General features: G+C 64.2%; 16 protein-coding genes and 1 pseudogene. 10 read left to right on the top strand and 7 right to left on the bottom strand.

The window, feature by feature from the left end:
• Nucleotides 1-360: 360 nt before the first annotated feature.
• A complete protein-coding gene (locus ACV22W_RS07795; protein ID WP_448018646.1) occupies nucleotides 361-645 on the top strand; it encodes a helix-turn-helix domain-containing protein in 285 nt (94 codons plus the stop codon).
• Nucleotides 635-1,939: a HipA domain-containing protein gene (locus tag ACV22W_RS07790; RefSeq protein WP_448018645.1), complete on the top strand. Its 1,305-nt coding sequence runs from the start codon at nucleotides 635-637 to the stop codon at nucleotides 1,937-1,939. The genes ACV22W_RS07795 and ACV22W_RS07790 overlap by 11 nt, the downstream gene beginning before the upstream one ends.
• Nucleotides 1,940-2,262: 323 nt before the next feature.
• Here ACV22W_RS07790 and ACV22W_RS07785 read toward each other — a convergent pair whose 3' ends face one another.
• The 5 genes from ACV22W_RS07785 to ACV22W_RS07765 all read right to left on the bottom strand — a co-directional run bounded on the left by ACV22W_RS07785 (nucleotide 2,263) and on the right by ACV22W_RS07765 (nucleotide 4,659).
• Entirely contained in the window at nucleotides 2,263-2,685 is a 423-nt protein-coding gene (locus ACV22W_RS07785) for an amino acid-binding protein (protein ID WP_448018644.1), read from the bottom strand.
• 96 nt (nucleotides 2,686-2,781) lie between these two features.
• Nucleotides 2,782-3,261 carry a hypothetical protein gene (locus ACV22W_RS07780; RefSeq protein WP_448018643.1) on the bottom strand — a complete coding sequence of 160 codons (480 nt, stop codon included), beginning with the start codon at nucleotides 3,259-3,261 and terminating at the stop codon, nucleotides 2,782-2,784.
• A 184-nt stretch (nucleotides 3,262-3,445) separates the two neighbouring features.
• A complete protein-coding gene (locus ACV22W_RS07775) occupies nucleotides 3,446-3,667 on the bottom strand; it encodes a hypothetical protein (RefSeq protein ID WP_082721967.1) in 222 nt (73 codons plus the stop codon).
• A 246-nt stretch (nucleotides 3,668-3,913) separates the two neighbouring features.
• Nucleotides 3,914-4,177 (bottom strand): HPr family phosphocarrier protein, encoded by a 264-nt coding sequence (locus tag ACV22W_RS07770; RefSeq protein WP_448018642.1) that lies wholly within the window; start codon nucleotides 4,175-4,177, stop codon nucleotides 3,914-3,916.
• 35 nt (nucleotides 4,178-4,212) lie between these two features.
• Complete coding sequence (locus ACV22W_RS07765) at nucleotides 4,213-4,659, bottom strand: hypothetical protein (RefSeq protein WP_448018641.1); 447 nt, start codon at nucleotides 4,657-4,659, stop codon at nucleotides 4,213-4,215.
• Between the two features lie 237 nt (nucleotides 4,660-4,896).
• On the opposite strand from ACV22W_RS07765, the gene ACV22W_RS07760 reads away from it, so the two are divergent.
• Both ACV22W_RS07760 and ACV22W_RS07755 read left to right on the top strand, forming a co-directional pair.
• Nucleotides 4,897-5,052, top strand: a complete 156-nt coding sequence (locus ACV22W_RS07760; protein ID WP_448018640.1) for a PhnA domain-containing protein — start codon at nucleotides 4,897-4,899, stop codon at nucleotides 5,050-5,052.
• Nucleotides 5,004-5,591, top strand: a pseudogene (locus tag ACV22W_RS07755) (spermidine synthase); the annotation flags it as partial. The gene ACV22W_RS07760 and the pseudogene ACV22W_RS07755, both read left to right, overlap by 49 nt.
• Nucleotides 5,592-5,613: 22 nt before the next feature.
• Here ACV22W_RS07755 and ACV22W_RS07750 read toward each other — a convergent pair.
• Nucleotides 5,614-5,811: a ribbon-helix-helix protein, CopG family gene (locus ACV22W_RS07750; RefSeq protein ID WP_069228003.1), complete on the bottom strand. Its 198-nt coding sequence runs from the start codon at nucleotides 5,809-5,811 to the stop codon at nucleotides 5,614-5,616.
• Nucleotides 5,812-5,920: 109 nt separating this feature from the next.
• Nucleotides 5,921-6,688: a YoaK family protein gene (locus ACV22W_RS07745; protein ID WP_175909057.1), complete on the bottom strand. Its 768-nt coding sequence runs from the start codon at nucleotides 6,686-6,688 to the stop codon at nucleotides 5,921-5,923.
• A gap of 244 nt (nucleotides 6,689-6,932) precedes the next feature.
• Here ACV22W_RS07745 and hyfB point away from each other — a divergent pair, with 244 nt between their 5' ends.
• Genes hyfB through ACV22W_RS07715 form a run of 6 tightly spaced genes read left to right on the top strand, consistent with a single transcriptional unit; the run spans nucleotide 6,933 to nucleotide 14,080 of the window.
• On the top strand, nucleotides 6,933-8,939 hold the full coding sequence (gene hyfB, locus ACV22W_RS07740; protein ID WP_448018639.1) for a hydrogenase 4 subunit B: 2,007 nt from the start codon (nucleotides 6,933-6,935) through the stop codon (nucleotides 8,937-8,939).
• Entirely contained in the window at nucleotides 8,933-9,883 is a 951-nt protein-coding gene (locus ACV22W_RS07735; RefSeq protein WP_448018638.1) for a respiratory chain complex I subunit 1 family protein, read from the top strand. Before hyfB ends, ACV22W_RS07735 begins: the two co-directional genes overlap by 7 nt.
• A complete protein-coding gene (locus ACV22W_RS07730) occupies nucleotides 9,884-10,543 on the top strand; it encodes a formate hydrogenlyase (protein WP_448018637.1) in 660 nt (219 codons plus the stop codon). It abuts the gene before it with no gap.
• The gene (locus ACV22W_RS07725) at nucleotides 10,536-11,999 is read left to right on the top strand and encodes a hydrogenase 4 subunit F (protein ID WP_448018636.1); all 1,464 of its coding nucleotides are present in this window, start codon (nucleotides 10,536-10,538) and stop codon (nucleotides 11,997-11,999) included. The genes ACV22W_RS07730 and ACV22W_RS07725 overlap by 8 nt, the downstream gene beginning before the upstream one ends.
• A gap of 3 nt (nucleotides 12,000-12,002) precedes the next feature.
• On the top strand, nucleotides 12,003-13,565 hold the full coding sequence (locus tag ACV22W_RS07720; RefSeq protein ID WP_448018635.1) for a hydrogenase large subunit: 1,563 nt from the start codon (nucleotides 12,003-12,005) through the stop codon (nucleotides 13,563-13,565).
• A complete protein-coding gene (locus ACV22W_RS07715; protein ID WP_448018634.1) occupies nucleotides 13,565-14,080 on the top strand; it encodes an NADH-quinone oxidoreductase subunit B family protein in 516 nt (171 codons plus the stop codon). The genes ACV22W_RS07720 and ACV22W_RS07715 overlap by 1 nt, the downstream gene beginning before the upstream one ends.
• Nucleotides 14,081-14,140 lie beyond the last annotated feature (60 nt).

Below are 14,140 nucleotides of genomic sequence, written 5' to 3'. Positions count from 1 at the left end.
AGATTCGGGCCCGGTCCGTTTGCGCGACGTCGGACGCGCGCCGCGCGGGCCGACGACGACCTTGGCCCACTGACCGTCCCACCTCCGGCGGATCATCGCCGGTTCCATGCCCACTCGGCGACCGGGCCCGGTCGCCGGCGCAGGCGATCGGCGCAACGCCGCGCCCTCGTTTTCGTATTCGACCGGATACGAAAACGATTTCGTTATGCAGTTCGACGGACTTCGGTTCCCGAACGGGTACGAAGTAATGTCCCAAGTCGTGTTTCCCGCATCTCCGTTCCTGTACGGATACGGAATGATGCCTGGGCCGACCAGTTGTGCAATACTGTTCCCGATCAGATACGAAGCACGGAGAACGTCATGTCGGAGCCCCAGTCCGTCGACACCATCGGCGCACTCGCCCACCTCATCCGCGCGGCGCGACTCCAGCAGGGGTTCACGCGCGACCAACTCGCGAACGCAACCGGGCTGTCGCCGAAATTCATCAGCCAGGTGGAAGCGGGGAAGCCGACCGCGCAAATCGGCAAGGTCATGATGCTGCTCGGCGAGCTGGGCGTGCGCCTGTACGCCGAGTCGTCGGTCGAGATTTCGGAAGCCGCCGCGCTCAAGGCCGCGCAACGCCGCAGGAGCAGCCATGGCGGCTAGAACGCTTATCGTCTCCGCCAACGGCGAGCGCATGGGCACGCTGACCGACGACAAAGGCATCTGGTCGTTCGCATACGACCCGCAGTGGCTCGCGTCCCCGACCGCCTATCCGCTGTCGCCGGCGTTCGTGCTGCGCGCCGGCACCTTCACGGACACATCGACCGATCGCCCGGTCCAGTGGTTCTTCGACAACCTGCTGCCGGAGGAAGGCATGCGCACGTCGCTCGCGCGCGAGGCAAAGGTCGATGCCGCCGACGCGTGGGGCCTGCTCGCGTACTTCGGACGCGAATCGGCCGGCGCGCTGACGCTGCTGGCCGACGGCGAACAGGAAGCGCCCGCCAGCCTGCAGCCGCTGCCGCTCGACGAGCTCGAACACCGGATCCAGGCGATGCCCGAGCGCGCGCTGACGGCCACCGCACCCAAGCGGATGTCGGCGGCCGGCGCGCAGCAGAAGCTGCTGGTGGTGCTGCGCGGCAACGCCCCCGACTACGCGCTGTACGAGCCTGTCGGCAGCGAGCCGTCGATGCACCTGCTCAAGCCGGACATGCGCGCGGCCGGCTACCCGCACTCGGCGATCAACGAATTCTTTTGCATGAAGCTCGCGAAGAGGATGGGGCTCGACGTGCCCGACGTGCACTTCCTGCGCGCGCCGTCGGCGTGCTACGTGATCGACCGGTTCGATCGCGACGTCGCGTCGGCGCCGGCCGGGCGCGTGCATACGATCGACGCAATGCAGCTGCTCAACTACGACCGCGGCTTCAAGTACCAGCGCGCGAATGCGCAGGAGCTTGCCCGCGCGATCGACCGCACCAGCACGCGCGCGCTGGCGCGCCTGTCGGTGTTCCGCTGGACGGTATTCAACGTGGTGGTCGGCAATGCCGACGCGCACCTGAAGAACCTGTCGTTCTTCGTCGACGCGCGCGGATACCGCCTCGCGCCGTTCTACGACATCGTCAGCACGGTCGTGTATCACACGCCGACGCACCGGCCCGACCATCGCGGCGATCAATGGCCGCACTGCGAACTGACGATGCCGCTCGGCACCGCGACGCGGTTCGTCGATATCGATGTGGACGCGCTGATCGCATTCGGACAGGCAATCGGGCTCAGGGACAAGGCAGCGGCCAGCGAGCTGCGGCGCTTTCTCGAACCGCTCGATCGCCACGTCGCGCAGACGCTCGATGAAGTGCGCGCAATCGCGCGTCCGGATGCCGGGGAGACGCGGTTGCTGAATTCGATCGCGGCGATGCCGATCGCGGAAATGGGGCGCGCGCTTCGGTCGACGCGCGATTGAGCAGGGATGCGCGGGCGCTGGCGTCCGCCCTGCATCCTGCTCGATCTCTTCCGGGACTTCGACGCCCGTGCGTTGCGCACCTCAATACCGCAGCGCCGCCGCTTCCGACCGAACATGCCAGACGGCGATTTCAACAGCGAAGTTCATTCGCATTGACATCATCGGGATAAGTATTCTTATCACAACGCATCGATTTTCTTTAACAACTCGACCGTGAATGATTACCGTCGGGCCATTCAATCCCTCCTGCCCTCGCACCGCCCTTGCCGCACATGGCGCGACGAGGTGCGAAGGCACGCACAGCACGGGGAGACAACGGCCAATCAAGCCCTTTGCAAAACGTCCATCGCCCGCTCGGCGTCGGCGAGCGAGTCGAGCGCGAGATAAGCAATGAACTGCGAGCCGAGCACGGCAGCGGATACGCCGCGGAGATTGATCCCATCGTCCGACAGTTTTTGGGCCAGCGCTGCGATGATCCCCGCTTGGTCCAGTCCCATCACACGGATGGAGTGCAGGCCCGAGGTGGCATTGAATCCCGCCTGCGTGGCAGCACGGATCTCCTTGTCTCCCTGCAGCGGCGCGACGAACACGACCCCTTTGCCTGGTGCTTCGGGTGTGCGTCGGGCGACAACGAATTGCAAATCCGCGCCAGCATCCCGCAATGCGTTCAACATGTGCGCAAGACCGCCCGGCTTGTCCTCGATGGTGGCCGCCCAAACGTCAACGCGTTCGACGAACAGTTCCATGGCCCCTCCAGAAAATCGGACCTCGATGAACACAATCTTAGTCGCGCACGGCCGGCGAGCAAGTACGCTCGCGCGCGGGGCGGCATGCAAGTTTGCCTAGGAATCCGATGATTTGTTCGATGGGGGGCGCAATCCGAGCATGACTGCCTGCCGATGCCGCCATTGAAGCAACTCTTCGCGGAACTCATCGGAAGATTGCCCGGCCGTTACCCGAAATGTTCCGGATTGAAAGGCTCTCGCGGCGCGCCAGAACGGTCGGAGTTCCGGCAGATCGTCGATAGCGGTAATCGGCAGCTGGTACGTTCGATGCAAATACGACAGGAAGGCGAGACCATAGCCGCGGCGTCTCACTGACGCGAGAATTTCCAGTCGATGAACGTAGACTCGATCGGTCCGAGGCGCCAGGCTGTATGTCGCCGCGCCGACGGTGCCGCCGGACGCCTCCAGGATCGCGACTTCCCAGCCCGAGTGCAGGGCACCGTCGATGCCCAGATCGATCGGCCTGGATTGAAAACGAACCACCGGCAGCCGGCGAAATTTGCGCCGAACAAAAAGAGACCGCAGGAAGGAAAGCACGTTCAGCCTTTTGTCATGTCCGCAGCGACACGTTTCGTCATCTTCGCGCGCGACGGCAATCCGCAGCCGTGCACTGCCGCGTTGGTGCTTTCCATATCAGACGCAACCGCCCACAACATGAACGACTCCGCTTGGGTGCTTGAATCAACGCGACCGTGCGATTCCCGAGCGACGTCGACAAGAACTATTTCCGATTTTTCAGGAATGTCTGCCCGGCTGCTGTAATCGAAACGCTTCCTCGACCGTTCGTCGGATAGCGCACGAATCCAGCGCCAATGAGCTCTCGGGTAATGGACCAGCCAAGCGCGGGCGTATCGCGACCATAACGAATGTCGGCAAGACGCTCGAGCGCCCAGATCGCGGATGCCGAGATAGTTTGAACCGTCGAAGTTTCGTTGTCGCTCATGGCATTTCCAAAGATTTGATCATGGTCAAGGGGGCTGCATGTCTCGAGTTCAAATGCGGCAGGACACGCGCTCAGGCATGTCCGTCGCTAATGACGCCGACCTCGATGCGTACGGAGGACATGCCAAGGCCGTCAAAGCCCCGCGAGACAAGGTGTCCGGTTTCCACGACGATCGGCTCGCGGCGCCCCCGGGCTAAGGAAGTCGCTCGCAAATACAGAAAATGAGATCGACAAGTGGCATGCGAGTCAGCCCTCTTGCAGTACAAGCAAAAGCGCACGAAGCGCCGCCTCCTCGTCCGGACCGCTTGCAAGAACTTGCGCGGACATGCCGCGGCGCACCTGCAGGGACGAAACGGCCGTGCGGTCCTTTGCATTCCCGCGACGCCCGTTCGCGATCAACAGGATGTCGCTGTCGAAACGGCGCGCCGTGTCCACGAGCACATCGCGGACGGAGTTCGCACCGCCCCGGCTCCAGGCGGGGCCCATTTCGAAATAGACGACGGTTGCCATGTTCCTCGCGTGTGCCGGAAGACAGATCCTGGTATTCAGTGGGACGGAGCGACCTGACAGGCCATCAGAAACGCCTGGAACTCGATTTCCCATGCCGCGTTGCGCACATCGATTTCGAATCCGGCGAGACGCTCCATCTCGCTGCTCAGATATACGGCATCGAGCGATCGAGCGGGCACACCCTGCGCAAAACAGCAGCCATCTGCATCGAGAAGCAGACGCGGGTGGTGCCGGAACCGCGCACTGGCCACTGAGATCGGATCCATCACATGCCGAGCCGATTCCCTCGGATAAACGAAGACCAGATGGATACCGGCTGCCGCGAGCTGTTCAGCCACATCATGGAAGCGGTGGACCATCTGGAAGCCGCGCTCGCCACCACGTCCGACGCCCACAACGATAAGCCCCCGGCTTCCCGCGACCTCCGGCAGGAATACGGGCTGCCGATCGGGCAGCAGTAGCATCCCATCCAGATCGAACATGTCGACTACCTCCGCGAATCTGCCCGCAACGCCGGCGATCGGCGGCAAGATGCTATTATAAGACAGCAATAAGCAAATGTGTATCACATTATAATACTGCGCACATCCAGCGTTGAGCTGGGCGCGCCCGCAGCAGGCGACGGAGAACACAGACCCGAACTACGCGCTGACCGTGTACGTGGACTGCCGTAACGAGCGTGAAGCCGGCACCGAATCCACTGATGAATCGGCGAGTTGGTGGTCAAGGATAAGGACGACAACGTGCTGTCGGACGGCGATTCGGTCGTGCCGACCAAGGCCTTGCGCGTGAAGGGTTCGGCGATCACGAAGGCGATCGCAAGTTCGGCGGCGGCTCCTTGGCAAAGTACTGTTATCGGCATCTGCCCGGCGTGACCATCGACGCGGTCGAAATCAATCCGGAAGTCATCGCGTTACGCAACGTGTTCAGGATTCCTGCAGACGACACCCGATTCAAGGTGATCCGTGCTGATGGCGCGGAGTACGTGACACGGGAGGATGTCCACACCGACGTGATCCTGCTGGATGCGTTCGTCGCGGAAGGCATGCCGAGCCGGTGTGCGGATATCGCGTTCTTTACCGCCTGTCGCGAGCGATTGAGCGATTCCGGCGTGCTCGCGATCAATCTGGCTGACGACGCCCCGTCCCTGCCCACTCACATCGAGCGCCTGGGCCGCGTGTTCGGCCCTTCGTATGCGGTTGTCCGCTGCGACGACGACAGAAATTACGTCGCTTTCGCGTGGAAAGGGCTGCTTCGTTTGCCATCGAGGCGAGTTCTGTTCGAACGTGCGCTGTCGTTCGCGTTTGCCGGCGAACTCAAGCTGTCGTCAACCGCTCGGCGCATGAAGGAGGGAGAACGCCTCGATCCAAAGCGGTTGATCTGGCATGCGCAGGGGCATGCACACCGGGAAATCGACGTCTGGACGGCTTGCGCACTCAGCCCGCGCTTCGCTTCACCCGCTTGCCGAGCGCGCTTTTCGTCCTGTAGCTCACGCCGTGTTGCTCGAGATACTCGCGAATCAACTGCCGCACGACTTGCGACGGCGTCAGGTCCTGCTCCGCGCAGAGCATGTCGAACGCTTCTTTCTTGGCGGGATCGATCAGGATGGTCAAGCGTGCGGTTTTCGTTTCCATTACAGGACAGAGTCGGCGAATATGCTAATCGAATTATAATGCACCCGCCCATGCCACCGGCACCGGAAAGCATCCGGCACACGCGCGTTGATCCCGTTCGGCGACCGGCTCACGACCTTCGGTCAAGCCGATACAGATATTCAAGCACGTCGTCGACAACGGGCACGATCGCCAGCGTGACGAGCACCGCGGCAAGCGGCACGGTCGACACGTAGCCGACATGCTTGAAGCCGATCGCGCCGGCCAGCCCCCCGACGAAGAACGACGCCAGCATCGTTCCGTGAATCCTGAGCTTCGCGCGGTTCGCGATCACCGCCTGCGCGTGCACGTCTGCATTCGAGCGATTCCAGTAAAAGAGTTTGCCGAGTTCGATGCCGAGGTCCGTCACGATGCCCGTCATGTGTGTCGTGCGGATTTCCGCCCCCGACAGCTTTGTGATCATCGCGTTTTGCAGCCCCATGATGAAACACAGCAAGATGACCGTGACCGGCATGAAGAACGCTTCCCACAGCGCGAGATGGCTGCCGAGCAACCCGAACAGGAGCAGCAGCGCGGCTTCGACCAGCAACGGCAGTACATACTGACTCTGCAGGCCGCGGCGACGCCCCCAGTTGACGAGCACCGCCGAGCAGCCGGCGCCAACCAGAAACGACGCGAGCGAACCAACTCCGGCCAGCACGAGCCGGATGTCGCCAAGCGCCGTCTGATCCGCAATCGCCGACACGATCCCGCTCATGTGGGACGTGTATTGCTTGACCGCGAGGAAACCGCCGGCATTGGTTGCTCCGGCAACAAAGGCAAGCGAAAACCCGAGCTGGCGGTTCGCGGCCGCGCTACGGTGTTTTCCCGTCAGGCCTCGGAAGTACTGCGCTGGCATAGGACCTTCCCTCATTCGCCCGGATCGGGACAACGACGCCTTGGGCGGAACCCGGAACGCCGCGACAAACCGCCACGGGCGCCCGTTCCATCCGAGGATTGATGAGACTTTGATGATAACTACATTATCATACCTTGTTATCCGGATTGGTCTTTCGGTGTCATAATGCGGGCAGGAATACGTCGCGGGAGATGCGGCCATTCCAACCACCTCGTCCAACCCGAGCGTACTGGAGACATTCCGGATGGCACCCGTGCCGGTCGTCCACTTCGTCCTGCTGGCCGTGGCCGCGTGGCTCGCGGTCGGCACGCTGGGGCTCGGGGCGCTGCGTCGCACGCGACTGGTGGCCCATGGCCTCTTTCCGCTCGGCGCGTTGGTCGGACTGCTCGCCGCCGCCGCGGGCCTCGCCGGCATCTTTGCCGAACCGTCTACCGCCGTGCTGCCGATCGGGCTTCCCGGCCTGCCCTTTCATCTGCGTCTCGACCGCTTGTCCGGCTATTTCCTGTTCGTGCTCGGCCTCGTCAGCACCGGAATCGGCGCTTTTTCAGCCGGCTATTTCCGCAAGGGTGAAGGATCCGCGCCCGGGTTGATCTGCTTCGAATACCACGTCTGCGTCGCAAGCATCGCACTGGTGTTGATCGCCGACGACGCGTACGTGTTCATGGTCGCCTGGGAGACACTGACGCTGTCCGCGACGTTCCTCGTGATGACCAACCACCGGATTGGCGAGATCCGCCGCGCGGGATATCTGTATTTCCTGATCTCGCACGTCGGCGCGCTCGCGCTGCTGCTCTGCTTCGGCATTCTGCAGGCGCGCACCGGCGACTACACCTTCGCCAACCTGCGCGCCCAGTCGCTGGATACCTTCTCCGCGTCGCTCGCCTTCCTGTTCGCGCTCGTCGGATTCGGTGCGAAGGCCGGCATCTTCCCGCTGCATGTGTGGCTGCCGGAAGCCCATCCCGCGGCACCGTCACCCGTCTCGGCGCTCCTCAGCGGATTCGTGCTGAAAGTCGGTCTGTATGGCCTGCTGCGCACCCTGTTCGACCTGTTGCACGTGCAGATCGCCTGGTGGGGCGTGCTGCTGCTCGTGCTCGGCATCAGCACCGCGCTGCTGGGCGTGGTGTTCAGCACCATCCAGACCGACATGAAGCGTCTGCTCGCCTATTCGTCGATCGACAACGTCGGCCTGATGATCGTCGCGCTCGGTCTTGCCGTGCTGTTTCGCGCATACGGGATGACGAGTCTGTCCGCGCTCGCGCTGACCGCGATGCTCTATCAGATCGTCGCGCACGCGGCATTCAAGAGCTTGCTGTTCCTGGGCACGGGCGCCGTCCTCCACGCCACCGGCGAGCGCAACCTCGGCAAGCTCGGCGGGCTGATTCGCTTCATGCCCTGGACCGCATGGGCGGTGCTCGCGGGCGTCGCGGCGAGCGCGGGCTTGCCGCCGCTCAGCGGTTTCGCGGCCGAATGGCTGTTGCTGCAGAGTTTCCTGTTCGCGCCGGGCTTGCCGGATTCGGTGCTCGCCATGACCGTGCCGATCGCCGCCGCGCTGATCGCCATGTCGGCCGCGCTGGCCGGCTACACGATGGTCAAGTTCTTCGGCATCGTGTTCCTCGGGCAACCGAGAGAAGCGAAGCTGAACCGCGCCCGCGATGCGAACACGTGGGAACGGCTCGCGTTCTGCTGGTTCGCGACCGCCAGCGTGCTGCTCGGGCTGATGCCGGCGCAATTCGTCAAGCTGCTGGATCGCGTCACGCACACGCTGGTCGGCGCCGGCGTCGGCGCGGACAATCACGGCTGGCTGCTGTTCGCGCCCGTGTCGGCCGCTCGCGCGAGCTACATGCCGGCGGCTTTCATGCTGTTCTTCATCGCATGCTGCGGACTCGCGTGGGTGCTGGTGCGGCGTTTCTATCACGGCCGGCTGCGACGCGCGGCGCCGTGGGGCTGCGGCTTCCCGTTCACGACCGCGCGAATGCAGGATACGGCGGAAGGATTTGGCCAACCGATCCGCGAAATCTTCGCACCGCTGCTGCACATCGAGCGGCAATTACCGTCGCCATTCGACGCACAGCCGGCCTACCGGGTGTCCGTGGCCGATCGCACCTGGTCCGCGCTCTACTTGCGCATCGCGACACTGACGCAACGCATCGCCGACTGGGCGGGCCGCCTGCAGACGGGCAAGATCGCGGTTTACCTGACATACAGCTTCGTCGTGCTGATCGTGCTCCTGATGCTGGTGAGACGATGGTAACCCTGTCCGGCGTCATCTCGCAGACTCTCGAAATCGTGATAGCGATCGCGGCCGCGCCATTGCTCACGGGTTGGGTCAACCAATGCCGCGCCTGGCTTCAGAACCGGCGTGCGCCGTCCATCTGGCAACCGTACCGGATGCTCCACAAGCTGTTCAACAAGGAATCGGTCGTCGCGCACGGCGCGAGCCCCGTGTTCCGCGGTGCGCCCTATGTCGTCTGGGCCGCCATGACGCTCGCGTGCGCGATCGTGCCAACCCTGTCGACCGAGTTGCCGCTGTCGCCCGCCGCGGATGCAATCGCGCTCGTCGGCCTGTTTGCGCTCGCGCGCGTCACGCTGTCGCTCGCGGCGATGGACGTCGGCACGGCGTTCGGCACGCTCGGCGCCCGCCGCGAAATGCTGATCGGCTTCCTCGCGGAGCCGGCGTTGCTGATGGTGCTCCTGTCCGCCTCGCTGATTACGCAGTCGACGCTGCTGACGAGCATCGTCGCGACACTCGGCCGCGGCGAGCTCACGATCTATCCGAGCCTGGCGTTCGCCGGCATCGCGTTCACGCTGGTCGCGCTGGCCGAAAATGCACGGCTGCCGGTCGACAATCCGACCACTCACCTCGAGCTCACGATGATCCACGAGGCGCTGATCCTCGAATATTCGGGACGGCACCTTGCCTTGATGGAGTGGGCGGCAAGCCTCAAGCTGTTCGCGTATTCGTGCATCGGCCTCGCGTTGTTCGTACCGTGGGGCATCGCGAATGCGGGCGATCCGGTTGCGCTGCTGCTGGCCGTGCCGGTGCTCTTCGTCAAACTGGCGGCAGGCGGCCTCACGCTCGCCGTGGTCGAAACGGCCAACGCGAAGATGCGCATCTTCCGGGTACCGGAATTCCTCGCGACCGCCTTCCTGCTGGCCGTGATCGGCATGCTCGTCCATCTGCTGCTGGGAGCATGAATGCACGCCTACGCGACACAACTGGTCAATTTCCTCGCGGCCGTGCTGCTGATGCTGTCGTTCGCGATGCTGAGCCAGCGCAGGATCCTGTCCCTGATCCATCTCTATACGCTGCAGGGTATCGCGCTCGTGTCGGCGAACCTGATCCTCGGCTTCGTCACGGGCGACGTGCACCTGTACGTGTCCGCCGGGCTGACGCTCGTGCTCAAGGTCGGCGTGATTCCGTGGTTCCTGTATCGGCTCGTTCGCAGGCTCGACGTCAAGACCGACGTCGAGCCGCTCATCAATATCCCGACCACGCTGCTGATCGGCATCGTGCTCGTCATCATTGCGTTCAATGTCGCGGCGCCGATCAGCCAGCTCGCGACATCGGTCGCACGCGGCACGCTCGGCATTGCGCTCGCGTGCGTGCTGCTGTCTTTCATGGCGATGATCACGCGCGCGAAGGCCATTCCGCAGGTGATCGGCTTTCTGTCGATGGAAAACGGGTTGTTCTTCGCGGCGGCGGCCGCGACCAACGGCATGCCGATGATCGTCGAGCTCGGTATCGGGCTCGACGTGCTGATCGGGATCCTGATCCTGGGCGTCTTCATGTTCCAGATTCGCGAGCAGTTCGACAGCCTGGACATCCATCACCTCGAGAAACTCAAAGATGAATGACGCCCACGTCGTGCTCGCCGTGCTCGGCCTGCCGCTCGCGGGAGCGGCCTCCCTTGCCTGCGTGCGGCCGAGCCGGGTCGCGCGCCATCTGAACGTCGGCTTCAGCTTCCTGACGTTCGCGGCAACGGTGGTGCTTGCCGCGCGCACCGTCGAGCACGGCCCGTCGTTCGCATTCGGACGCGCGTTTTTCGTCGATCCGCTCAACGTCTATCTCGTCGCGCTCACGGCGTTCGTCGGCTGGACGACATCGCTGTTTTCCCGGCCCTACATGCAGATCGAGGAAGCCCGCGGCCGGATGACCACCGCGCGCATGCGGCTCTATCACAGCATGTATCAGCTCTTCATGTTCGCGATGCTGCTCGCGCTGCTGACCGACAACGTCGGCGTGCTGTGGGTCGCGATGGAAGCCGCAACGCTCGCCACCGTGTTGCTCGTCAGTGTCTACCGCACCGCCGCGAGCCTCGAAGCCGCATGGAAATATTTCATCCTGTGCGGCGTCGGCATCGCCCAGGCGCTGTTCGGCACGATCCTGCTGTATCTTGCCGCGAGCCGGCAACTGACCGACGGCGACGCATTGTTGTGGACGAGCCTGGCCGCGATCAGGACGCAGCTCGATCCGACGATCGTGTCGATCGCCTTCGTGTTTCTGCTGGTCGGCTATGGCACCAAGGTCGGCCTCGTGCCGATGCATAGCTGGCTGCCGGACGCGCACGCCGAAGGTCCGACGCCGATTTCGGCGGTGCTGTCCGGCCTGCTGCTGAACGTCGCGCTGTATGCGGTGCTGCGCTGCAAGGTGCTGGCCGACGGCGCGCTCGGCAACGGCCTGCCGGGGCGATTGCTGGTCGGGTTCGGGCTCGTGTCGGTCCTGATCGCGTCGTTCTCGCTGTTCCGGCAGAAGGACGTGAAGCGCCTGTTCTCGTACTCGTCGATCGAGCATATGGGCCTGATGACGTTCGCGTTCGGGCTCGGCGGCCCGATCGCGACGTTCGCCGGGTTGCTGCACATGACGGTCCATTCCCTCGTCAAGTCGGCAATCTTCTTCGCGGTCGGTCATGCCGCGCAGAAGGCCGGCACGCAGGCGATCGACGGCATTCGCGGGCTGCTGCAGGTCAGCCCGACGGTCGGCTGGGCATTGATGCTTGGCGCACTTGCCATTCTCGGGCTGCCGCCGTTCGGCGTGTTCGCGAGCGAATTCCTGATTCTGACGACGGCGATGAACGCGCTCCCTTGGACCGCGCCGTTGCTGCTGCTCGGGCTCGCCGTCGCGTTCGCGGCGATCTTCGCGCGCGTGCAGCGGATGGTGTTCGGCGAAACGACGACGGCCACGCCGCTCGAACACCGGCCGGCGCTGCTGCCGGTGTTCGTGCATCTGGGGCTCGGCCTGATGCTGGGCCTCTACGTGCCGCCTTATCTGGCGATATGGTATCGCCAGGCTGCAACGATGCTGGCAGGATAAGCAATGCGACTCGACTTGATTCAGGCGGACGGCTCGACTCGCCTCGGGCACGAGGCAGGCCAGGTTCCGGCTATCGTGATTGACGTCGACGAAGCGAGATGGCTCGACATCGCGCATGCCGCGCTGATGGAGCAAAGCCGGCTCGTCGCGATGTGGGGCGGCGAAACGCCCGAGCGCGTATTTTCGGTCAACGCGGCTTACGAATGCGACGACGGCGTCCTGTGGGTGCGTCTCGCAACCGGGCCGGAACCGCGGGCCGACGGCGACTATCCAGATCTCGCGGGCGTGTTTCCCGCCGCGACGCGCATGCAGCGCGCAATTTTCGACCTGACCGGCCTGCGCGAGCGCGATGCGCGCGACACGCGCCCGTGGCTCAATCACGGCAACTGGCCCGGCGACTACTTTCCGCTGCAGAAGCGGGCGACCGGAATCGAGCGGTTCGAATCGAACGAAGCGGATTATCCGTTCGTGCAGGTTGCCGGCGACGGCGTGCACGAAATCGCGGTCGGGCCGATTCACGCCGGCATCATCGAGCCGGGCCATTTCCGGTTTTCGGTCGTCGGGGAGAAGGTGCTGCGGCTCGAGGAGCGGCTCGGCTATGTGCATCGCGGCGTCGAACGGCTGTTCGAACGGACGGCCGCGTCGGACGGCCATCGCGTTGCGGGCCGGATCGCCGGCGATTCGACCGTTGCGTTCTCGTGGGCCTATTGCATGGCGCTCGAGCAGGCGTGCGGCACGGCCGTGCCGGCGCGTGCGCTGGTTCTGCGCGCCCTCCTGCTCGAGCGCGAGCGCATCGCCAATCACCTCGGCGACCTCGGCGCGCTCGGCAACGATGCCGGATTCGCGTTCGGTCTCGCGCAGTTTTCGCGGCTCAAGGAGAACTGGATTCGAACCAACGACGGCGTCTTCGGGCATCGATACCTGATGGATCGAATCGTGCCGGGCGGGCTGGCCGTCGACATTTATCCCGAGGATGCGGCGGCGCTCACCGAACAGTGCGAACGCATCGCGCACGAAGTGCAGGTGATGCGGAAGATCTACGAAGAACAGTCCGGGCTGCAGGACCGGTTCGTCGGCACCGGCCGATTGAACGCCGACGTCGTCGCGCATTTCGGCGTGCGCGGCATGGCCGCCCGCGCCAGCGGCCAGACATTCGACCTGCGCGCGAACCTGCGGCCGGCCCCTTACGGCGACCTGGCCGTCAAGGCGGCAAGCGACCCGCGCGGCGATGTCGCCGCACGGGTCGCCGTGCGGTTCGCCGAAATCGACGAATCGTTGCGTCTGATCGGCGAACTGCTGGCGAATCTTCCGGAAGGGCCGATCGCCACCGGCGTCACGCCAGCGGCGTTGCCATCCAAGGGAATCGGCTGGGTCGAGGGCTGGCGCGGCGACGTGTTCGTCGCGCTCGAGACGGTATCGGGCGATGCCATCGCGCGCTGCCATTGCCACGATCCGTCCTGGCAGAACTGGCCGGCGCTCGAGCACGCGATCATCGGCAACATCGTTCCCGATTTCCCGCTGATCAATAAATCGTTCAACCTGAACTACGCGGGGCACGATCTCTGATGTGGCAACTCATTCGTCAATTCGCGCGCACTGAATTTCCTGACGAGCCCGTGCCGACCACCGAAGCCGCCTGGCGACACGAGGCACAGCAGATTCGTCAGGACATTCTCGATCTCCTCGGCCGTGCGTTGTGCATCCGGCAAATCGACGCGGGTTCGTGCAACGGCTGCGAACTGGAGATTCACGCACTGAACAACCCGTACTACAACATCGAAGGGCTCGGCATCAAATTCGTCGCCAGCCCGCGCCATGCGGACCTGCTGCTCGTGACCGGCCCCGTCACGCTGAACATGAAGGCAGCCGTGCTTGCCGCGTACGAGGCGACGCCGGCGCCGAAGCTGGTCGTTGCAGCCGGCGAGTGCGCGTGCACCGGCGGCATCTTTGCCGATAGCTACGCCGTGTGCGGCCCCGTTTCGTCGGTGCTGCCCGTCGATGTGACCATTCCTGGCTGTCCGCCGCCGCCGATCGATCTGCTGCGCGGCATTTTGACGGCTTGCCGATCACGCGGGGACTGAAACGGATGCCAGTGGCAATCCTCCAGTCGGCAATACCTCGTTTGCCGCGGCGGCGAGCGC

The sequence above is a fragment of the Burkholderia sp. AW49-1 genome, assembly GCF_053427845.1.
Note: the sequence above shows the minus strand (reverse complement) of the source record. Positions and strands in the feature narration are given on the sequence as shown.